This window comes from Cupriavidus sp. PB-02, from assembly GCF_058252315.1.
Map to the genome: position 1 here is coordinate 446,581 of NZ_CM177694.1, position 21,735 is coordinate 468,315.

Annotated in this window: 18 protein-coding genes; 16 read left to right on the top strand and 2 right to left on the bottom strand. The window is 66.0% G+C overall.

Features of this window, described 5'->3' with window-relative positions:
• The first annotated feature begins 54 nt into the window (after positions 1 to 54).
• The 7 genes from clsB (at position 55) to AC10V3_RS02225 (ending at position 9,916) form a co-directional block, all read left to right on the top strand.
• Complete coding sequence (gene clsB, locus AC10V3_RS02195; RefSeq protein WP_490923032.1) at positions 55 to 1,464, top strand: cardiolipin synthase ClsB; 1,410 nt, start codon at positions 55 to 57, stop codon at positions 1,462 to 1,464.
• Positions 1,465 to 1,819: 355 nt separating this feature from the next.
• Positions 1,820 to 2,410: a TetR/AcrR family transcriptional regulator gene (locus tag AC10V3_RS02200; protein ID WP_041680939.1), complete on the top strand. Its 591-nt coding sequence runs from the start codon at positions 1,820 to 1,822 to the stop codon at positions 2,408 to 2,410.
• 73 nt (positions 2,411 to 2,483) lie between these two features.
• A complete protein-coding gene (locus AC10V3_RS02205; protein WP_022533542.1) occupies positions 2,484 to 4,271 on the top strand; it encodes an acyl-CoA dehydrogenase C-terminal domain-containing protein in 1,788 nt (595 codons plus the stop codon).
• A 124-nt stretch (positions 4,272 to 4,395) separates the two neighbouring features.
• Positions 4,396 to 6,819 (top strand): 3-hydroxyacyl-CoA dehydrogenase/enoyl-CoA hydratase family protein, encoded by a 2,424-nt coding sequence (locus tag AC10V3_RS02210; RefSeq protein WP_490923034.1) that lies wholly within the window; start codon positions 4,396 to 4,398, stop codon positions 6,817 to 6,819.
• Positions 6,820 to 6,840: 21 nt separating this feature from the next.
• A complete protein-coding gene (locus AC10V3_RS02215) occupies positions 6,841 to 8,040 on the top strand; it encodes an acetyl-CoA C-acyltransferase (RefSeq protein ID WP_041680940.1) in 1,200 nt (399 codons plus the stop codon).
• Positions 8,041 to 8,149: 109 nt separating this feature from the next.
• Complete coding sequence (locus tag AC10V3_RS02220) at positions 8,150 to 9,106, top strand: DegV family protein (protein ID WP_490923035.1); 957 nt, start codon at positions 8,150 to 8,152, stop codon at positions 9,104 to 9,106.
• A gap of 33 nt (positions 9,107 to 9,139) precedes the next feature.
• Positions 9,140 to 9,916 (top strand): enoyl-CoA hydratase, encoded by a 777-nt coding sequence (locus AC10V3_RS02225; protein WP_490923036.1) that lies wholly within the window; start codon positions 9,140 to 9,142, stop codon positions 9,914 to 9,916.
• Positions 9,917 to 10,014: 98 nt separating this feature from the next.
• On the opposite strand, the gene AC10V3_RS02230 is transcribed toward AC10V3_RS02225, so the two are convergent.
• On the bottom strand, positions 10,015 to 10,419 hold the full coding sequence (locus AC10V3_RS02230; RefSeq protein WP_022533547.1) for an acyl-CoA thioesterase: 405 nt from the start codon (positions 10,417 to 10,419) through the stop codon (positions 10,015 to 10,017).
• A gap of 115 nt (positions 10,420 to 10,534) precedes the next feature.
• Between AC10V3_RS02230 and AC10V3_RS02235 the strand changes: the two genes are divergently transcribed.
• From AC10V3_RS02235 to AC10V3_RS02265, 7 genes are all read left to right on the top strand, one after another.
• Positions 10,535 to 12,433 (top strand): ABCB family ABC transporter ATP-binding protein/permease, encoded by a 1,899-nt coding sequence (locus AC10V3_RS02235; RefSeq protein ID WP_490923038.1) that lies wholly within the window; start codon positions 10,535 to 10,537, stop codon positions 12,431 to 12,433.
• Between the two features lie 84 nt (positions 12,434 to 12,517).
• The gene (locus AC10V3_RS02240; RefSeq protein ID WP_490923039.1) at positions 12,518 to 13,495 is read left to right on the top strand and encodes a LysR family transcriptional regulator; all 978 of its coding nucleotides are present in this window, start codon (positions 12,518 to 12,520) and stop codon (positions 13,493 to 13,495) included.
• Positions 13,496 to 13,598: 103 nt separating this feature from the next.
• Entirely contained in the window at positions 13,599 to 14,906 is a 1,308-nt protein-coding gene (locus tag AC10V3_RS02245) for a Glu/Leu/Phe/Val family dehydrogenase (protein WP_022533550.1), read from the top strand.
• 277 nt (positions 14,907 to 15,183) lie between these two features.
• Entirely contained in the window at positions 15,184 to 16,083 is a 900-nt protein-coding gene (locus AC10V3_RS02250) for a glutamate/aspartate ABC transporter substrate-binding protein (protein WP_490923040.1), read from the top strand.
• A 63-nt stretch (positions 16,084 to 16,146) separates the two neighbouring features.
• The gene (locus tag AC10V3_RS02255; RefSeq protein ID WP_490923041.1) at positions 16,147 to 16,875 is read left to right on the top strand and encodes an amino acid ABC transporter permease; all 729 of its coding nucleotides are present in this window, start codon (positions 16,147 to 16,149) and stop codon (positions 16,873 to 16,875) included.
• Between the two features lie 9 nt (positions 16,876 to 16,884).
• On the top strand, positions 16,885 to 17,568 hold the full coding sequence (gltK, locus tag AC10V3_RS02260) for a glutamate/aspartate ABC transporter permease GltK (protein ID WP_022533553.1): 684 nt from the start codon (positions 16,885 to 16,887) through the stop codon (positions 17,566 to 17,568).
• Complete coding sequence (locus AC10V3_RS02265; RefSeq protein WP_042884079.1) at positions 17,565 to 18,299, top strand: amino acid ABC transporter ATP-binding protein; 735 nt, start codon at positions 17,565 to 17,567, stop codon at positions 18,297 to 18,299. Before gltK ends, AC10V3_RS02265 begins: the two co-directional genes overlap by 4 nt.
• A gap of 66 nt (positions 18,300 to 18,365) precedes the next feature.
• Here the strand turns inward: AC10V3_RS02265 and AC10V3_RS02270 are convergent, their stop codons facing one another.
• Positions 18,366 to 19,196: a class II glutamine amidotransferase gene (locus AC10V3_RS02270; protein ID WP_022533555.1), complete on the bottom strand. Its 831-nt coding sequence runs from the start codon at positions 19,194 to 19,196 to the stop codon at positions 18,366 to 18,368.
• A 134-nt stretch (positions 19,197 to 19,330) separates the two neighbouring features.
• Here AC10V3_RS02270 and AC10V3_RS02275 point away from each other — a divergent pair, with 134 nt between their 5' ends.
• Both AC10V3_RS02275 and AC10V3_RS02280 read left to right on the top strand, forming a co-directional pair.
• Positions 19,331 to 20,404, top strand: a complete 1,074-nt coding sequence (locus tag AC10V3_RS02275; protein WP_490923042.1) for a tartrate dehydrogenase — start codon at positions 19,331 to 19,333, stop codon at positions 20,402 to 20,404.
• Positions 20,401 to 21,705, top strand: a complete 1,305-nt coding sequence (locus tag AC10V3_RS02280; RefSeq protein ID WP_490923044.1) for a glycerate kinase type-2 family protein — start codon at positions 20,401 to 20,403, stop codon at positions 21,703 to 21,705. The genes AC10V3_RS02275 and AC10V3_RS02280 overlap by 4 nt, the downstream gene beginning before the upstream one ends.
• The last annotated feature ends 30 nt before the right edge of the window (positions 21,706 to 21,735 follow it).

Consider the following 21,735-nt stretch of genomic DNA (forward strand, 5'->3'; position numbering starts at 1 on the left):
GAGATTGCCCGCCGGCAATGCATCGGCATCGACGATAGCAGAGATGCGAGGGCAATGTGCATGCGGCGCCTTCCGTCGGGAAATCTGTCCGATAATCTCGGCATGTCACGGATATCCCCCTCCGCCCCCGCCGCGCGTCCAGGGGCTCCGGCGGACCGTGCGGCCGGCCAGACCGCGCACGACCTCGCCGCCGCCGCCGATGCCGCCATGCGCGACCCGGCAGCCCATGGCGATCCCGCGCAGCGCCACCGCATGCTGCGCTGGACCTGGCGCCGCGGCAGGCCCACCTCCGGCAACACGGTGCGGCTGCTGCGCGGCGGCCAGGACTTCTTCCCGGCGCTGATCGCCGCGATCGACCAGGCCGTGTTCCAGGTGATCCTGGAAACCTACATCTATGCTGATGACGAGGTTGGCCGCGCGGTCAGCGACGCGCTGATCCGCGCCGCCGCGCGCGGCGTGTCGGTGCGCGTGACGGTGGACGGCTTCGGCGCCGGCGACATGCCCGCCGAGATGGCCGAGCGGCTGAGCGCCAGCGGCGTGCAGTTGCGCGTCTACCGCGTGCTGCGCGGCTTCCGGCTGGCGCGGCGCCACCTGCGTCGCCTGCACCGCAAGCTCGCGGTGATCGACCGGCGCGAGGCCTTTGTCGGCGGCATCAATATCATCGACGACCACAACCACGGCCCGTTCGAGGGAGCCAATCTCGGGCCGCGCTACGACTTCGCCGTGCAAGTGAGCGGGCCGCTGGTGGACCACATCGCGCTGACCGCCGAGCGGCTCTGGTGGCGGCTGTCGCTGCGCGACGTGCACGGCAGCGACCGCGCCGCCGCGGTGGCCGAATACCCTCTTGTCACCGACCTGCCGCCGCGACCGGAGCCGCAAGGCGGCGTGCGCGCGGCGCTGCTGCTGCGCGACAACCTGCGCAACCGCCGCACCATCGAGCGTGAATACCTGCGCGCGCTGGGCGCCGCGCGCCACGACGTGATCCTCGCCAACGCCTACTTCCTGCCCGGCCACAAGATGCGCCGCGCGCTGCTGGCCTGCCGCCGGCGCGGCGTGCGCGTGCGACTGCTGTTGCAGGGGATGGTCGAATACCGGCTGCAGCACTACGCCACGCACGCGCTGTACGCCTCGCTGCTCGAGGCCGGCGTCGAGATCTACGAATATGCCGACAGCTTCCTGCATGCCAAGGTCGGCGTGGTCGACGAAGCCTGGGCCACGGTGGGATCGAGCAATATGGACCCGTTCAGCCTGCTGCTGGCGCGCGAAGCCAATGTCGCCGTTTATGATGCGGCCTTTGCCGCGGAGCTGCGCGCGGCGCTGGAGCGCGCCATTGCGCACCGCAGTGTGCGCGTGATGCCCGAGGTGCATGCGCGCCGCTCGCCGCTGCACCGGTTCGCCAACTGGTCGGCCTATATGTTGTTGCGCCTGGGTGTCATCATTGCGGGCGTGACCGGCCGCTACTGAACGACGCCGCAGTGTGCGTTTGCTGCCATGCGACAACGGTTCCGCTGCGATGCGGCTGAAACCGGGTGCTGCGCAAGCGGTGACGGACATGCTGCATTGCAGTCCGTTTAGAAACACCGGTCTAATTAAAAGCTTGATGGTCGACTGCTGCGCCAGAATAATCTGAACGACCGTTCTTTTTTGGCTTAGACTGCGTGCATTCGCGGTATGCACCGGCAAATCCGCCGGTCGGCCGCAAGCAAGAAATGCAACGTCAGGGTCATACGCGATGCCGCAGCAGGGCACCGCAGAACGGAGAAAAAACATGCGACACCAGTCAGCCCGTCTCGAATCCGCCGCCGCTTCCCCCGCGCCCATGCGCAAGGGTGAGATGACGCGCGTGGCGATTTTGGATGCCGCACTGGAACTGTCGTCCCGCGACGGGCTCGAGGGTCTGACCATCGGCCTGCTCGCGGAACGCATGCAGATGAGCAAGAGCGGTGTCTTCGCGCACTTCGGTTCGCGCGAAGACCTGCAGGTGGAGGTGGTGCGGGAGTATCACCGCCGGTTCGAGCAGGAGGTCTTCTACCCTTCCTTGCAGGAACCGCGCGGACTGCCCCGGCTGTGGTCGATGGTGCGGCGCTGGATGGAGAAGCGCATCCAGGAAGTGACGACGGGATGCATCTACATCAGCGGCGCCGTGGAGTACGACGACCGCGCCGGCAGCCTGGTGCGTGACGAACTGGTCAAGAGCGTCACCATCTGGCGGGCAGCGATCACACGCGCCATCAACCAGGCCAAGGAAGAGGGGCACCTGCGCGCGGACTGCGATCCGCGCCTGATGCTGTTCGAGATGTACAGCCTTGAACTAGGCTTGCATCATGACGCCCGTTTCCTGCGCCTGCCTGACAGTGCCGAGCTTGCCATGGTCGCGCTCAACAAACTGATTCAGTCTTACCGTACCTGAGGTCGCCGGTCGGGCCGTCGCGCGCAAGCGGGGCGGGCGGGTGGCGGCATCGCACAACTCCAAGGAGTCTCAGATGGGCCAGTACACCGCACCGTTGCGCGACATGCAGTTCGTGCTCCATGAACTGCTCGGCGCCGAAGCCGAACTCAAGGCGATGCCGCCGCACGCGGACATCGACGCGGACACCATCAACCAGGTCATCGAGGAAGCCGGCAAGTTCTGCTCGGACGTCGTGTTCCCGCTCAACCAGGTGGGCGACCTTGAGGGCTGCACCTACGCCGGCGACGGCGTGGTCAAGGCCCCCACCGGCTTCAAGGAAGCCTATCAGCAGTACGTCGAGGCCGGCTGGCCTGCGCTGGCGTGCGACCCGGCCTTCGGCGGCCAGGGCCTGCCGATCGTGGTCAACAACGTGGTGTACGAGATGTTCAACTCGGCCAACCAGGCGTGGACCATGTACCCGGGCCTGTCGCACGGCGCGTATGAGGCGCTGCATGCGCACGGCACGCCCGAACTGCAGCAGGCCTACCTGCCCAAGCTGGTGTCCGGCGTCTGGACCGGCACCATGTGCCTGACCGAGCCGCACTGCGGCACCGACCTGGGCATCCTGCGCACCAAGGCCGAGCCGCAGGCCGATGGCTCCTACCTCCTGACCGGCACCAAGATCTTCATCTCCGCGGGCGAGCACGACCTGGCCGAGAACATCATCCACCTGGTGCTGGCCCGCCTGCCGGACGCGCCGGGCGGCACCAAGGGCATCTCGCTGTTCGTCGTGCCCAAGTTCATTCCCGATGCCAGCGGCAACCCGGGCGAGCGCAACGGCATCAAGTGCGGCTCGATCGAGCACAAGATGGGCATCCACGGCAACGCCACCTGCGTGATGAACCTGGACGGCGCACGCGGCTGGCTGGTGGGCGAGCCCAACAAGGGCCTGAACGCCATGTTCGTGATGATGAACGCCGCCCGCCTGGGCGTGGGCGCGCAGGGCCTGGGCCTGACCGAGGTGGCGTACCAGAACTCGGTCACCTACGCCAAGGACCGCCTGCAGATGCGCGCGCTGACCGGCCCGAAGGCGCCGGAGAAGGCCGCCGACCCGATCATCGTGCACCCCGACGTGCGCCGCATGCTGCTGACGCAGAAGGCCTATGCCGAGGGCGGTCGCGCCTTCAGCTACTGGACCGCGCTGCAGATCGACCGCGAGCTGTCGCACCCGGACGAAGCCGTGCGCAAGCAGGCCGGCGACCTGGTCGCGCTGCTGACGCCGGTGATCAAGGCCTTCCTGACCGACAATGCCTTCACCTCGACCAATGAGGGCATGCAGGTGTTCGGTGGCCACGGCTACATCTCCGAATGGGGCATGGAGCAGTACGTGCGCGACGCCCGCATCAACATGATCTACGAAGGCACCAACACCATCCAGGCGTTGGACCTGCTGGGCCGCAAGATCCTGGGCGACATGGGCGCCAGGATGAAGGCCTTCGGCAAGATCGTGCAGGAGTTCGTGGAAGAAGAGGGCACCAACGAAGCCATGCAGGAGTTCGTCAACCCGCTGGCCGACCTGGGCGACAAGGTGCAGAAGCTCACCATGGAAATCGGCATGAAGGCGATGGGCAATGCCGACGAAGTGGGCGCCGCCGCGGTGCCGTACCTGCGCGTGGTGGGCCACCTGGTGTTCTCGTACTTCTGGGCCCGCATGGCCAAGATCGCGCTGGAGAAGGAAGGCAGCGGCGACAAGTTCTACACCGCCAAGCTGGCCACGGCGCGCTTCTATTTTGCCAAGCTGCTGCCGGAAACGGCCGCCGAGATCCGCAAGGCGCGCGCCGGCTCGGCCACGTTGATGGCGCTGGACGCAGACCTGTTCTGATCTGACCTGCATGGCCGACCCCTTCTGAGGGTTGCTCCCCTCTCCCAAAGGGAGAGGGGAGCAACCACCCAGCAATGGAAAAGCCCACACTCTCATCTCAACGCTCACTAATCTAGGAGCGCGCATGTCCAATTTCATCGTCAAGAAAGTCGCCGTGCTGGGTGCCGGCGTCATGGGGGCGCAGATCGCCGCCCACCTGATCAACGCGCGCGTGCCCGTGGTGCTGTTCGACCTGCCCGCCAAGGAAGGCCCGAAAAACGGCATCGCGCTGCGCGCCATCGAGAACCTGAAGAAGCTTTCGCCCGCGCCGCTGGGCATCAAGGACGAGGCCGGCCTGATCCAGGCGGCCAACTACGAAGACGACATCGCCCTGCTGAAGGAGTGCGACCTGGTGATCGAGGCGATCGCCGAGCGCATGGACTGGAAGCACGACCTGTACAAGAAGGTGGCGCCGCACCTGGCCACGCACGCGATTTTCGCGACCAACACCTCGGGCCTGTCGATCACGTCGTTGTCCGATGGGTTTGATGCGGACCTGAAGTCGCGCTTCTGCGGCGTGCACTTCTTCAACCCGCCGCGCTACATGCACCTGGTCGAACTGATTCCGACCGCGACCACGCAGCCGGAGATCCTCGACCAGCTGGAAGCCTTCCTGACCACCACGCTCGGCAAGGGTGTGGTGCGTGCCAAGGACACGCCCAACTTCATCGCCAACCGCGTCGGCATCTTCTCGATCCTGGCCGTGTTTGCCGAGGCTGACAAGTTCGGCATCCCGTTCGACGTGGTCGACGACCTGACCGGCTCCAAGCTGGGGCGCGCCAAGTCCGCCACTTTCCGCACCGCGGACGTGGTCGGCCTGGATACCATGGCGCACGTGATCAAGACCATGCAGGACAACCTGCACGACGACCCGTTCGCGCCGGTGTACAAGACCCCGGCCGTGCTCAAGGGCCTGGTCGATGCGGGCGCGCTGGGCCAGAAGACCGGCGCCGGCTTCTACAAGAAGGAAGGCAAGGCGATCAAGGTGCTCGACGCCAAGACTGGCCAGTACGTCGAGTCCGGCAAGAAGGCCGACGAGATCGTCGTGCGCATGCTGAAGAAGGAACCGGCCGAGCGCATCAGGCTGCTGCGTGAATCGACCAACCCGCAGGCACAGTTCCTGTGGTCGGTGTTCCGCGACGTGTTCCACTACATTGCCGTGTACCTGGAGCAGATCGCCGGTTCCGCCGCCGATATCGACCTGGCGATCCGCTGGGGCTTCGGCTGGAACTCGGGTCCGTTCGAGGACTGGCAAGCGGCCGGCTGGAAGCAGGTGGCCGAGTGGGTGAAGGAAGATGTGGAAGCCGGCAAGGCACTGTCCGCCGCGCCGCTGCCCGCATGGGTATTCGAAGGTCCCGTGGCCGAGAACGAGGGCGTGCATGCCGCCGCCGGCTCGTGGTCGCCGGCCACGCAGTCGTTCGTCGCGCGCAGCACGCTGCCGGTGTATCAGCGCCAGGCGTTCCGTGCCTCGCTCAAGGGCACGGCCGAGATGGATCCGCGCAAGGCCGGCCGCACCATCGAAGAGAACGACGCCGTGCGCATCTGGGTCAGCGAAGGCCAGGACGACGTGCTGGTGGTCTCGTTCAAAAGCAAGATGAACACCATCGGGCCGGACGTGATCGACGGCCTGACGCGCGCCATCGACCTCGCCGAGGCGGCCTACAAGGGCGTGGTGGTGTGGCAGCCGACCTCGCTGCAGCTCGGCGCGCCGGGCGGCCCGTTCTCCGCGGGTGCCAACCTGGAAGCGGCGATGCCCGCCTTCATGATGGGTGGTGCCAAGGGCATCGAACCGTTCGTCAAGAAGTTCCAGGACGGCATGATGCGTGTTAAGTACGCCTCGGTGCCGGTGGTGTCGGCGGCGTCCGGTATCGCGCTGGGTGGCGGCTGCGAGTTGATGCTGCACTCGGCTGCACGCGTGGCGGCGCTGGAAACGTACGTGGGCCTCGTCGAAGTTGGCGTAGGCCTGGTCCCGGCTGGCGGCGGCCTGAAGGAATCCGCGCTGGCAGCCGCTCGTGCCGCACAGGCAGCGGGCAGCACCAACTACCTGCAGTTCCTGACCAGCCGCTTCCAGAGCGCGGCGATGGCCAAGGTCTCGGCCTCGGCGCTGGAAGCGCGCCAGATGGGCTATCTGCAGCCGTCCGACAAGATCACCTTCAATGTGCACGAACTGCTCTATGTGGCGCAAAACGAAGTGCGTGCGCTGGCCAACGCCGGCTACCGCGCGCCGCTGCCGACGTTGATCCCGGTGGCCGGCCGCTCCGGCGTCGCCACGATCAAGGCGTCGCTGGTCAATATGCGCGACGGCGGCTTTATCTCCGCCCACGACTTCCTGATCGCTACCCGCATCGCCGAAGTGGTCTGCGGCGGCGACGTCGAGGCAGGCTCGCTGGTGAGCGAGGAATGGCTGCTGGCGCTGGAGCGCAAGGCCTTCATCGACCTGCTCGGCACCGCCAAGACGCAGGAGCGCATCATGGGCATGCTGCAGACCGGCAAGCCGGTGCGCAACTAATCAGGCAAGCGAGGAACCGACATCATGAAACAACTGCAAGACGCATACATCGTTGCGGCCACGCGCTCGCCGATCGGCAAGGCCCCCAAGGGCGCGTTCAGGAACACGCGCCCGGACGACCTGCTGGCCACCATCCTGAAAGCCGCCGTGGCGCAGGTGCCCGACCTGGACCCGAAGCTGATCGAAGACGCCATCGTCGGCTGCGCGATTCCTGAAGCGCAGCAGGGCCTGAACGTGGCCCGTATCGGTGCGCTGCTGTCCGGCCTGCCCAACACCGTGGGCGGCATCACCGTCAACCGTTTCTGCGCCTCGGGCGTGAGCGCGGTGGCGATGGCGGCCGACCGCATCCGCGTGGGCGAGTCCGATGTGATGATCGCCGCCGGCGTGGAATCGATGAGCATGGTGCCGATGATGGGCAACACGCCGTCGATGTCGCCAGAGATCTTCACTCGCGACGAGAACGTGGGCATCGCCTACGGCATGGGCCTGACCGCCGAGAAAGTGGCGCAGCAATGGAAGGTCAGCCGCGAAGACCAGGACGCCTTCTCGCTGGCCTCGCACCAGAAGGCCATCGCCGCGCAGCAGGCGGGCGAGTTCAAGGACGAGATCACGCCGATCGAGATCGTCGAGCGCTTCCCCGACCTCGCCAGCGGCCAGGTCAGCGTGAAGACGCGCACCATCGCGCTGGACGAAGGCCCGCGCCCGGATACGTCGCTGGATGGCCTTGGCAAGCTGCGCCCGGTGTTTGCCAACAAGGGCAGCGTCACCGCCGGCAACAGCTCGCAGACCTCGGACGGCGCCGGCGCGCTGATCCTGGTTTCGGAAAAGATCCTCAAGCAGTTCAACCTGGTGCCGCTGGCGCGCTTTGTCTCGTTCGCGGTGCGCGGCGTGCCGCCGGAGATCATGGGTATTGGCCCCAAGGAAGCGATTCCGGCCGCGCTGAAGGCCGCGGGCCTGACCCAGGACCAGATCGACTGGATCGAGCTGAACGAGGCCTTTGCCGCGCAGTCGCTGGCGGTGATGCGCGACCTGGAGCTGGATCCGGCCAAGGTGAACCGCATGGGCGGCGCGATTGCGCTGGGCCACCCGCTGGGTGCGACCGGTGCGATCCGTTCGGCTACGGTGGTGCATGCGCTGCGCCGCCATAACCTGAAGTACGGCATGGTGACAATGTGCGTCGGCACGGGCATGGGCGCGGCAGGGATCTTCGAGCGCGTTTAAACGCGCCAGCGGGACGGCCGGGGGGCCGTTCCGCCCTTCTGTCAGGTGAGGAAAGCAGGACCGGGGCTGCCGCCCGCGACGCGGGTCACCAGGTAGGGGAGACAACAATATGCAGGAGACAGCTATCCTGGCCGATGCCGCGTGCGATCTGCCGTGCGACGTCATGGCCGAGCTGAAGGTCCAGACCATTCCATTCCGCATCCGCGCCGGCGAGCATTTCGTCGCCGACACGCGCGATGAGGCGGCGCTGCCAACGCTCTACGAGCAATACCTGGTCGGCCGCCAGGACCACTACGCCGAATCGATCCCGCTGCTCGAGCGCGAACTGGAAGAACACCTGCTGCGCAACGTGGTGGCCCACTGCGACCGCGCCATCCTGTTCACCATCGCCAGCGCGCGCAGCAAGCTGTATGCGCATGCGACCGGAGCGGTGATCGGCACTGTTGCGCGCAGCGTGCGCCTGCGCAAGGAAGCAGGGCGTTCAGGCCTGTTCGACCTGACCGTGATCGATACCGGCGCGATTGGCCCGGGCCAGGCATTGATCGTACGCGAAGCCGCGCGCATGGCCGCCGCCGGCGCCAGCCCGCAGGCGGTGCAGGAAGCGGTTGAAACGCGCCTGCGCGATGCGGCGCACATGTTCCTGGTGCCCGACGAACTGCTCTACATGTACACGCGCGCGCGCCAGAAGGGCGAAGGCAGCATTACCTGGGGCCGCTACGTGATGGGCAGCGCCTTCAATATCCGCCCGGTGGTGCGCATGCACCGCGGGCATACCGAGGCGATCGCCAAGGCGCGCGGCTCGGAGGAGGGGGCGCGCCGCGTGTTGCAGCATGCCGTGCAGTGCCTCCGCGGCGGCGACTTGCTGGTGCCGGCGATCTCGGTCTGCTACGCCGGGCCGCTGGACGCGGTGCGCGCGATGCCGGCCTACCAGTCGCTGGAACGCACCGCGCGCAGCGGAGGCGTGGAACTGATGCTGGCGCCAATGAGCCTGACGGTGGCGCTCAACGTCGGTGCGCGCGCGTTCGCGCTGAGCTATCTTTCCGAGTCGCCGCCGCCGTTCGAATAACCCTCCAGCAATGCATCCACAGACGAGGTAACCATGAGCATCCTTACCAGCATCGAGCAGGGCATCCTGACGATGGAGTTCGACCGCATCGACAAGAAGAACGCCATTACCGCGGCCATGTACCAGGCCATGGCCGACGCGCTGCGCGCGGCCGAGACCGACCGCAACGTGCGCGCCATCTTGCTACGCGGCAAGCCGGAGGTTTTCACCGCAGGCAACGACCTGGAAGACTTCATGCAGCGCCCGCCCACCACCGGCGCGGGCGCGGAATCGGCACCGGTATTCCAGTTCCTGTACCAGATCAGCCATGCCACCAAGCCCATCGTCGCGGCGGTAAGCGGTGCTGCGGTGGGCGTGGGCACCACCATGCTGCTGCATTGCGACCTGGTCTATGCGTCCGACACCGCCAAGCTGTCGCTGCCGTTCGTACAGCTCGGACTGTGCCCCGAGGCCGCGTCGAGCCTGCTGCTGCCGCGTCTGGTCGGCTACCAGCGTGCTGCCGAGAAGCTGCTGCTGGGCGAAGCGTTCAGCGCGCAGGAAGCACTGGAGATCGGGCTGGTCACGCGCGTGCTGCCGGTCGTCGAACTGCACGACTTTGCACGACAACAGGCGCGCAAGCTGGCGGCACTGCCGGCGTCTTCGCTTCGCGAGACGAAGCGGCTGATGAAGGCGGGCGATGTGGCCGAAGTGGAAAAGCAGATGGCCGATGAAGGCGCGGTGTTCCGGCGCATGCTGGTGGCGCCGGAAGCGAAAGAGGCGTTTGCGGCGTTCTTTGAGAAGCGGAGGCCGGATTTTACGAAGTTTGAGTAAGGCGCCCTGCGTCCATCCAATCTCGCTTGTTTTCTTCCCTCCCGCTTGCGGGAGGGAGGAGAAAACCGCTGGTGGTTTCAGGCTTGCCAGCCGCTTCCTCAAGCCGACGGCAACACCCTCGGCTGGCGCGACTCATCCGTCGCCACATAAGTCAACGTAGCCTCCGTCACCTTGACGATCTCGTTGCTATGCCGCATCCGCTGCGCATACACCTCCACCGCAACCGTGATTGACGTGCGCCCGGTCTTGACGATATCGGCGTAGAAACTCACCAGGTCCCCAACAAACACCGGGTGCTTGAACAGGAACGAATTGACCGCCACGGTCGCCACGCGTCCTTGGGCGCGCTCCACCGCGGGAATCGACCCCGCAATATCCACCTGCGCCATGATCCACCCGCCAAACACATCGCCATGCACGTTGGCATCGGCAGGCATCGGCACGACACGCAGGGCGGGGTTCTTGCCGGCAGGCAGGGCAGGGACGGTATGGGGAGCATTCATGGCGGTGTGCGGGTGAACAGCGGAAGGAGGGAGGCGCGGGCCGGGGCGAAAAACCCTTCGCCTGCCGCGCAACGCGATCTCTGCGACAATCGCGCATTGGCCCGAATTCTAACGTATGCGCCGCTATTCCACGACCGCCGAGCAGGCCCCCGACCCCACTTCCGTCAAGCTGTTTCCCGGTCAGCGCGCCCCCCGCAGCGACTGGCAGACGGTGCGCAACCTGCTGCCCTACGTCTGGCACTACAAGTGGCGCGTGATGCTGGCGCTGGCGTTCCTGGTGGCCGCCAAGGTGGCCAACCTGGGCGTGCCGGTGCTGATGAAGCGCCTGATCGACAGCATGAACCTGCACGCGGGCGATCCGCGTGCGCTGCTGGTGGTGCCGGTGGGGCTGATCGTGGCCTACGGGATGTTGCGGCTGTCGGCGACGCTGTTCACCGAGTTGCGGGAGATCCTCTTTTCCAAGGTCACGCAGAGCGCCGTGCGCGAGATCGCGCTGCAGGTCTTCCGCCACTTGCACGCGCTGTCGCTGCGCTTCCACCTGGACCGGCAGACCGGCGGCATGAGCCGCGACATCGAGCGCGGCACGCGCGGGATCCAGTCGCTGATCTCGTATTCGCTGTACAGCATCCTGCCCACGCTGGTGGAGATGGGGCTGGTGATCGGCTTCTTCATCCTGCATTACGACATCTGGTTCGCGGCGATCACGGGCTGCGCATTGGTAGGCTATATCGTCTTCACCATCGTCGTGACGGAATGGCGCACGCATTTCCGCCGCAAGATGAACGAGCTGGATTCGCGCGCCAACCAGAAGGCGATCGATTCGCTGCTCAACTTCGAGACCGTCAAGTACTTCGGCAATGAAGAGTACGAGGCGCAGCGCTACGACGAGAACCTGCGCAAGTACCGCACCGCCGCGATCCGCTCGCAGAACTCGCTGTCGTTCCTCAACTTCGGCCAGCAGACCATCATCGCGGCCGGGCTGATCCTGATCCTTTGGCGCGCCACCGTGGGCGTGGTCGATGGCAAGCTGACGCTGGGCGACCTGGTGCTGGTCAACACGCTGATGATCCAGCTCTATATCCCGCTGAACTTCCTTGGCGTGATCTACCGCGAGATCAAGCAGGCCACCACCGACATGGACCGCATGTTCGTGCTGCTGGGGACGCACCAGGAGGTAGCCGACACGCCTGGCGCGCAGCCGCTGCAGGTCAACGGTGCGCAGGTGCGTTTCCGCGACGTGCGCTTCAGCTACGAGCCCGATCGCGTGATCCTGGACGGCGTGGATTTCACCATCGCGGCCGGCACCACCACCGCGGTGGTGGGGCACAGCGGTTCGGGCAAGTCGACGCTGGCGCGGCTGCTGTTCCGCTTCTACGACGTCAATGATGGCGCCATCGAGATCGATGGCCAGGATATCCGCGCGATCACGCAGGACAGCCTGCGCCGGGCCATCGGCATCGTGCCGCAGGACACGGTGCTGTTCAACGACAGCATCTTCTACAACATCGCCTACGGCCGGCCCGAGGCCAACCGCGACGAGGTCATCGCCGCCGCGAGTGCCGCGCAGATCGACAGCTTTATCCGCGAGCTGCCGCAGGGCTACGACACGCCCGTGGGCGAGCGCGGCCTGAAGCTGTCCGGCGGCGAGAAGCAGCGCGTGGCGATCGCGCGCACTCTGCTGAAGAACCCGCCGGTGCTGGTGTTCGACGAGGCCACCTCGGCGCTGGACTCGCGCACCGAGCAGGCGATCCAGGCCGAGCTGATGCGGCTGGCGCAGAACCGCACCACGCTGCTGATTGCGCACCGGCTTTCCACCGTGGTCCACGCCGACCAGATCCTGGTGATGGACCGCGGCCGCATTGTCGAGCGCGGCACGCATGCCGAGCTGATGCGCGCGCGCGGCCGCTACGCCGAGATGTGGGACATCCAGGCGCGCGCCGCGGCGCAGGGCGACGAGGCCGTCGGCGCGGATGCGCTCGCGGTCGACGTGGGCGACGCGACGCAGGACGCCTGAGCGCATGGCCAGCCGTGCCGGCCGCGCCTGACAACGCGGCCAGGCAGGTGACGCACCCCCCGGCGCCGGTGGATAATCCGCGTCATGGAAATCAAATGGCTTGAAGACTTCGTCAGCCTGGCCGAGACGCACAGCTTCTCGCGCTCGGCCGAACTGCGCCACGTCACGCAGCCGGCGTTCTCGCGCCGGATCCAGTCGCTGGAGGCGTGGGTCGGCACCGAGCTGATCGATCGCTCGAGCTATCCCACCAGCCTGACGGCGGCCGGCAAGGTGTTCTACGAACAGGCGCTGGCGATGCTGGCGCAGGTCAGCGAGACCCGCGCGCTGATGCGCGGCCAGCGCTCGGCCAATGCGCAGGTGCTGGAATTCGCGGTGCCGCATACGCTGTCGCTGACCTTCTTCCCCGAATGGCTCAAGGCGCTGGAGCGCAAGATCGGCACGCTGCCGTGCCGGCTGCGCGCGCTCAACGTCCATGACGCGGTGCTGATGCTGGTGGAGGGCGGTTGCGACCTGGTGATGGTCTACCACCACGCGCGCCAGGCGATCCAGCTCGACCCGGCCCGCTACGACATGCTGGTGCTGGGTACCGAGCGGCTGTCGCCGTACAGCGTGCCGGACGCCGCCGGCAAGCCGCTGTTCCGGCTGCCGGGCACCGACAAGAAGCCGGTGCCGTTTCTCAGCTACACCCCCAACGCCTTCCTCGGCCGCATGGTCGAGCTGCTGCTGGCGGACACCTCGGAAGCGCTCAAGCTCGACAAATGCTACGAGACCGATATGGCCGAGGCGCTCAAGGTGATGGCGCTGGCCGGCCACGGCATGGCCTTCCTGCCTGAAAGCGCAGTGCGCGAGGACGTCGCCGCCGGCCGGCTGGTGCGGGCCGAGTCGGCGCGCGGGCTGCCGCTGTCGATCGACATGGAGATCCGGCTGTACCGGGAGCAGCCGGGCGAGAACGGCGGCGAGCGGCGCGGCGCCGGGGCACGGCGCAAGCGCCAGCTGGTCGACCAGGTGTGGTCGACCCTGACGGCGGGTCAGATCACCCCGGGGGGCATTTCCCAAGGATGACAAGGTTATGCAGGTTTTGCATGACCGGATGAGCAAACGGCATTGGATTCGGGCCCGGCGCCAAGCCTAAGCTTGCGGGCATTCTCCACACCGGAACCAACTGATGTCTTCCGCTGCACCGACCAATCCCGCTATCGCCAAGCACGCACTCCCGTCTTACCTCAATGCCGACAATCTCGGCCCCTGGGGCATCTACCTGCAACAGGTCGACCGCGTCACGCCGTACCTGGGCTCGCTGGCACGCTGGGTGGAAACCCTGAAGCGCCCCAAGCGGGCGATGGTCGTCGACGTACCCATCGAGCTGGATAATGGCACCATCGCCCACTACGAGGGCTATCGCGTGCAGCACAACCTGTCGCGCGGCCCGGGCAAGGGCGGCGTGCGCTTCCACCAGGACGTGACCCTGTCCGAGGTGATGGCGTTGTCGGCCTGGATGTCGGTGAAGAACGCCGCGGTCAACGTGCCCTACGGTGGTGCCAAGGGCGGCATCCGCGTCGACCCGCGCACGCTGTCGCACGCCGAACTGGAACGCCTGACCCGCCGCTATACCAGCGAAATCAACATCATCATCGGGCCGAGCAAGGACATCCCGGCGCCGGACGTGAACACCAACGCCCAGGTCATGGCCTGGATGATGGACACGTACTCGATGAACTCCGGCAGCACGGCCACCGGCGTGGTGACCGGCAAGCCGATCTCGCTGGGCGGTTCGCTGGGCCGTCACGAAGCCACGGGCCGGGGCGTGTTCGTGGTCGGCTCGGAAGCCGCGCGCAACCTGGGCCTGGAGATCAAGGGCGCAAGCGTGGCGGTGCAGGGCTTCGGCAATGTGGGCGCCGTGGCCGCCAAGCTGTTCCATGAGGCCGGCGCCAAGGTGGTGGCGGTGCAGGACCACCGCACCACGCTGTTCGACCCGGCCGGCCTGGACGTGCCGGCGCTGATGGAATACACCTCGCACAGCGGCACCATCGAAGGCTTCCGCGGCGAAGTCCTGCGCACCGAGCAGTTCTGGGAAGTCGACTGCGACATCCTGATCCCGGCCGCGCTGGAAGGCCAGATCACGGCCAAGAACGCGCCGCTGATCAAGGCCCGCCTGGTGATCGAGGGCGCCAACGGCCCGACCACCCCGGAAGCGGACGACATCCTGCGCGAGCGCAATATCCTGGTGGCGCCGGACGTGATCGCCAACGCCGGCGGCGTGACCGTGTCCTACTTCGAGTGGGTGCAGGATTTCTCCTCCTTCTTCTGGACCGAGGAAGAAATCAACCAGCGCCTGGTACGGATCATGCAAGAGGCCTTCCGGGCAATCTGGCAAGTGGCACAGGACAACAAGGTGACGCTGCGCACGGCGGCGTTTATCGTGGCCTGTACGCGGATCCTGCAGGCGCGCGAGATGCGCGGCCTGTATCCCTGATAGCGGGATCGGGTCGAACCGGGATGCGATGCGGAGCACTGGCATGGTGCATTGCAGCAATCCTCCCGGGTCGCCAGGAACATGACCGCCAGACGCGGCCTCCGGCATATGCCGGAGGCCGCGTTGTCGTATCCGGAAGCCGTGCACAGCTATTGCCCTGAATCGGGGTTCTAGGAGAAAACCCAGTTGTATTGCGGCGGATGCTGCGCAATACTGTTTCATCAGTGGGGGTTTTGTCTCTAGAATCCCGCTTTCTCTTCATGGTCAAGGAGATGTTATGAATTTTGCCAAGTTGGCTGCCCTGATGATTGTCGGGGGTGTGATGTGCGGGACGGCACAGGCAGCTGAACAACTGACGGGCACGCTCAAGAAAATCAAGGACACCGGCGTGATCACGCTGGGCGTGCGCGAGTCGTCGATCCCGTTCAACTACAACCTGGGCGGCGTGCGCCAGGTCGGCTATTCCTACGATATCAACACGAAGATCGTGGAAGCCGTCAAGGAACAGCTGAAGGTGCCGAACCTGCAGGTGAAGGAAATCCCGATCACTTCGCAGAACCGCATCACGCTGCTGCAGAACGGCACCATCGACATGGAGTGCGGTTCGACCACGAACAACGTCGAGCGCCAGAAGCAGGTCGCCTTCACCAACTCCATCTTCATCATCGGCACGCGCATCATGGTGAAGAAGGACGGCGGCATCAAGGACTGGGCCGACCTGAAGGGCAAGAACGTCGTCACCACCGCCGGCACCACGTCGGAGCGCCTGCTGCGCAAGATGAACGACGACCAGAAGCTGGGCGTGAACATCATCAGCACCAAGGACCACGGCCAGTCGTTCCTGACGCTGGAATCGGGCCGCGCGGTCGCGTTCATGATGGACGACGCGCTGCTGTACGGCGAGCGCGCCAAGGCCAAGAACCCGGCCGACTGGATCGTGGTGGGCAAGCCCCAGTCGCGCGAGTCCTATGGCTGCATGATCCGCAAGGATGATCCGCAGTTCAAGAAGCTGTCCGACACCGTGATCGCCGGCATGATGAAGGACGGCTCGATCAACACGCTGTACACCAAGTGGTTCATGCAACCGGTGCCGCCGAAGGGCCTCAACCTGGACTTCCCGCTGTCCGAAGACATGAAGGCGCTGTTCAAGACGCCGAACGACAAGGCGCTGGACTGACCTGACGGTGACAGCAGTGCGAAACGGAAGGCATGTCCTTCCGTTTCTTTTTGAGGACGCAACATGAACTACAACTGGCATTGGGGAGTATTCCTCGAACAGGCCGCCCAGAACGAGACCTACCTGGACTGGATGATTTCCGGGCTGAAGGTGACGCTCGCGCTGGGGCTCTCGTCCTGGGTCATTGCCCTGGTCATCGGCTCGGTGCTCGGCGTTTTGCGCACCGTGCCCAACAAGTGGCTGGCGGGCATCGCCGCCACCTATGTGGAAATCTTCCGCAACATCCCGCTGCTGGTGCAGCTGTTCATCTGGTATTTCGTCATGCCCGAGCTGCTGCCCGGCGGCGAGGCGATCAAGCAGATGAACCCCTTCGCCCAGCAGTTCATCGCGGCAATGCTGTGCCTGGGCACCTTTACCGCGGCGCGGGTCTGCGAGCAGGTGCGCTCGGGCATCAACTCGCTGGCGCGCGGGCAAAAGAACGCAGGCCTGGCGATGGGCTTCACGCTGCCGCAGACGTACCGGCACGTGCTGCTGCCGATGGCCTTCCGCGTGATCGTGCCGCCGCTGACTTCCGAGTTCCTGAATATCTTCAAGAACTCGGCAGTGGCGTCGACCATCGGCCTGCTGGAGCTGGCGGCGCAGGGCCGGCAGCTGGTGGACTACACCGCGCGCCCATATGAATCGTTCATCGCGGTGACGCTGATGTACGCGCTGATCAACGTGACGGTGATGCTGATCATGCGCTGGGTCGAGGCCCGCACCCGCGTGCCCGGCTTTATCGGCGGCAAGTAAGGGGGCGCCATGGCTTATTCATTCGATTTCACCTCCATCAACGTCAATACGCTCGAGGTGCTGGGCGAGGGCATGATGGTCTCGCTCAAGATCACCGTTACCGCGGTGGTGGTCGGGATCATCTGGGGCACCATCCTGGCGATGATGCGGCTGTCGTCGTTCAGGCTGCTGAACTGGTTTGCGCAGGGCTATGTGACCATCTTCCGCTCCATCCCGCTGGTGATGGTGCTGCTGTGGTTCTTCCTGATCATTCCGCAGGTGCTGCAGAACCTCTTCAACCTGTCGCCGGCCACTGACCTGCGTATGACCTCCGCGCTGGTGGCGTTCGCGCTGTTCGAGGCGGCGTACTACTCCGAGATTATCCGGGCGGGTATCCAGAGCGTGTCGCGCGGGCAGATGTTCGCCGCGCAGGCGCTGGGCATGACCTATGGACAGTCGATGCGGCTGGTGATCCTGCCGCAGGCGTTCCGCAACATGGTGCCGCTGCTGCTGACCCAGGGCATCATCCTGTTCCAGGATACGTCGCTGGTCTATGTCAGCGCGCTGGCCGACTTCTTTGGCCAGGCCTATGGCATCGGCGAGCGTGATGGCCGTATCGTCGAGTTGCTGCTGTTTGCCGGCCTGGTGTACTTCCTTATCTGCTTCTCCGCTTCGCTGCTGGTCAAGCGTTACCAGAAAAAGGTGGCTGTATGATCGAAATCAACAATGTCTCCAAGTGGTATGGCGCCTTCCAGGTGCTGACCGACTGCACCACCAAGGTTGCCAAGGGCGAAGTGGTGGTGGTGTGCGGCCCGTCCGGTTCGGGCAAGTCCACGCTGATCAAGACCGTCAATGCGCTCGAGCCGTTCCAGAAGGGCGACATCCTGGTCGACGGCACCTCGGTGGGCAATCCCAAGACCAACCTGCCCAAGCTGCGATCGCGCGTGGGCATGGTGTTCCAGAACTTCGAGCTGTTCCCGCACCTGTCGATCACCGAGAACCTGACCATCGCGCAGATGAAGGTGCTCGGCCGCTCCAAGGAAGAGGCCACCGCCAAGGGCCTGAAGTACCTGGAGCGCGTGGGCCTGAAGGACCAGGCGGCGAAGTATCCCGGCCAGTTGTCCGGCGGCCAGCAGCAGCGCGTGGCGATTGCGCGCGCGCTGTCAATGGACCCGATCTGCATGCTGTTCGACGAGCCGACCTCGGCGCTGGATCCCGAGATGGTCAACGAAGTGCTGGACGTGATGGTGCAGCTGGCGCACGAAGGCATGACCATGATGTGCGTGACCCACGAAATGGGCTTCGCGCGCAAGGTGGCCAACCGCGTGATCTTCATGGACCAGGGCAAGATCGTCGAAGACGCCGACAAGGAAGAGTTCTTCGGCAATATCGACGCGCGCTCGGATCGGGCGCGGCAGTTCCTGTCGAAGATCCTGCATCACTGACCGGCCTGGCCTTGCATGCAAAAAGGGACGCCTCGGCGTCCCTTTTTGCATGATCCAACCAGCGCCTCACGTGCAGGCCGTATTGGCCGCATTCTTCGCCTGCACCTCCGGCGGAATCGGCACCGTCAGCGTCATGGTCGGCCGGCCGTCCTCGAACATGATCAGCTCGCCCGGTGCGAAGCGGGTCCAGGTCTCGTTGTCGGTCAGCGGCTGGGTGGCGATCACCGCCACGCGGTCGTCCGGCGTGGTGACCTGGGCGAAGTCGATGGACAGGTCGGCGTCGATCAAATGCGCGGTCGAGAACGGCCACTGCCGCACGATGTAGTACAGGTGCGTGGAGCAGTGCGCGAACTGGGCCTGGCCGTTGCACAGCAGGTAGTTGAACACGCCGTGCAGCGTGATCTCGCGCGTGATGTCGGCCAGCGCGTGGCACAACTCGTTCAGCGGCGGCTGTGAGCCGGGGAAGCGCTTGCGCAGGCCCTGCATCAGCGTGCAGAAGGCGAGTTCGCTGTCGGTATCGCCCACCGGCTGGTAGACGCCGGACAGGAACGGGGAGAAACCTTTCAGGTCGCCGTTATGGGCGAAGATCCAGTGCCGGCCCCACAGCTCGCGCATGAAAGGGTGGCAGTTCTCCAGCAGCACGGTGCCCTGCGTGGCCTTGCGGATATGCGAGATGACGTTCTTGGACTTGATTGGGTAGCGCTTGATCAGGTCTGCCACCGGCGAGGTGCCGGCGGACTGGTTGTCGATAAACAGGCGGCAGGCCTTGTCTTCGAAGAACGCCACGCCGAAGCCGTCGGCGTGGTGGTCGGTCAGGCCACCGCGGGCGGCGAAGCCGGTGAAGGAGAACGTCACGTCGGTTGGCGTGGCGCAGTTCATGCCTAGCAACTGGCACATAGCGGGGCACCGGTCGGCAGCAGGCTGCCGCTTTGCAATAGAATGCAGACATTATCCCGCGCGTTCGGGCCGCTGCCAAGCGCGCTCCGGGCCGCGCGCGCCACGGCCATCTGCTCGTACCTCCCCAAAGAACTATGCGCCAATACAAGATTGCCGTGATTCCCGGAGACGGAATCGGCACGGAAGTCATGCCCGAGGGCATTCGCGTGATGGATGCCGCGGCACGCCGCTTCGGCATCGACTTCCAGTGGGACCACTTCGACTTTTCCAGCTGCGACTACTACGCGCGCCACGGCAAGATGCTGCCTGACGACTGGTTCGACACGCTGGTGAAGTACGACGCCATCTATTTCGGCGCGGTGGGCTGGCCCGATACCGTGCCTGACCACGTTTCGCTGTGGGGTTCGCTGCTGCAGTTCCGGCGCTCGTTCGACCAGTATGTGAACCTGCGCCCGGTGCGGCTGATGCCGGGCATCAGGAGCCCGCTCGCCGGCCGCCAGCCGGGCGACATCGACTTCTACGTGGTGCGCGAGAACACCGAGGGCGAGTACTCGAGCATCGGCGGGCGCATGTTCCCGGGCACCGAGCGCGAGATCGTGGTGCAGGAAACCGTGATGAGCCGCACCGGCGTCGATCGCATCCTGAAGTTCGCCTTCGAGCTGGCGCAGAAGCGCCCCAAGAAGCACCTGACCTCGGCGACCAAGTCCAACGGCATCTCGATCACGATGCCTTACTGGGACGAGCGTGTCGAGGCGATGGCGGCCAGCTATCCCGGCATCAAGGTCGACAAGTACCACATTGATATCCTGACCGCCCACTTCGTCCAGCACCCTGACTGGTTCGATGTGGTGGTGGCCAGCAACCTGTTCGGCGACATCCTGTCCGACCTGGGCCCGGCCTGTACCGGCACCATTGGCATCGCGCCGTCGGGCAATATCAACCCGGACCGCACCTTCCCCAGCCTGTTCGAGCCGGTGCATGGCTCGGCCCCGGACATTGCCGGGCGCGGCGTGGCCAACCCGATCGGCCAGATCTGGTGCGGCGCCATGATGCTGGAGCACCTGGGCCATGATGACGCCGGCGGCGCCGTGCTGGGCGCGATCGAGAAGGTGCTGGCCGCCGGGCCGGAGCATGCGCCGCTGACGCGCGATATCGGCGGCAAGGCCGGTACCGCCGACCTGGGCCGCGCCATCGCGGAGGCACTGTGAGCGCCGGTTTCGCGGGCGATCCCCGCGCCTTGCTGCTGGAAAGCTTCCGGGCCGCCGTGGCGGCGGCCGATCCGCTGCAGATCGTGGCACAGCACCTGCCGCCGCCGCACGCGGGCGGCCGCACGCTGGTGGTCGGCGCGGGCAAGGCCGCCGCGTCGATGGCCGCGGCGGTGGAGCGTGCCTATGACGGCAAGGCCACGCTGGAAGGACTGGTGGTCACCCGCTACGTGCACGGCATGCCGACCGACCACGTGCGCGTGATCGAGGCCGGCCACCCGGTGCCCGACGAGTCCGGCGAGCAGGCCGCGGCCGAGATCCTGGCCAGCGTGCAGGCACTGACCGAGCAAGACCGGCTGCTGGTGCTGGTCTCGGGCGGCGGATCCAGCCTGCTGTCGCTGCCGGCCGAAGGCATCCCGATGACCGACCTGAAGGCCACCACCAAGGAACTGCTCCGTTGTGGCGCGCCGATCACCGAGATGAATATCGTGCGCAAGCACATCTCGCGCATCCAGGGCGGGCGGCTGGCACAGGCGAGCCGCGCGCCGGTGACCACCCTGATCGTCTCGGACGTGGCCGGCGACGATCCCAGCGCAATCGCCTCGGGCCCGACCGTGGCAGACCCCAGCACCTTTGCCGAGGCGCTGGAGATCCTGCGCCGCTACGGCGCGCAGGTGCCGGCCAGCGTGCAGTTGCACCTGGAGCGCGGTGCGCGCGGCGAGGTGCCGGAGACACCCAAGCCGGGCGATGCGCTGTTCGAGCGGGTCGACAACCGCATGATCGCGACCGCCCACGGCAGCCTGGAGGCGGCCGCGGCGCTGTTCCGCGAACGCGGCATCACCCCGGTGGTGCTTGGCGATACCGTGACCGGCGAAGCGCGCGAAGTGGCGCGGGTCTACGCCGCGCTGGTGCGTGAGATTCGCGCGTACAATGCCCCGTTTGCCGCGCCCGTGGTGCTGATTTCCGGGGGTGAGTGCACGGTCACTTTGCCTGCCGGTGGCGGCGCGAAGGCGCGCGGCGGGCGCTGCTCGGAGTTCCTGCTGTCGCTCGCGGTCGAACTGGGCGGCATGCCCGGCGTGCACGCGATCGCGGCCGACACCGACGGCATCGACGGCTCGGAAGACAACGCCGGCGCACTCGCCGACCCGACCACGCTGGCGCGCGCCGAAGCCGCCGGCCTGCCGGGGCAGCGCCAGCTCGACGCGCACGACGCCTGGGGCCTGTTCGACGCCATCGGCGACCTGGTGGTCACCGGACCGACCCGCACCAACGTGAACGACTACCGCGCCATCCTGATTCTCTGATTTCGACGAACGCCTGCCGCCGCCCGGCGG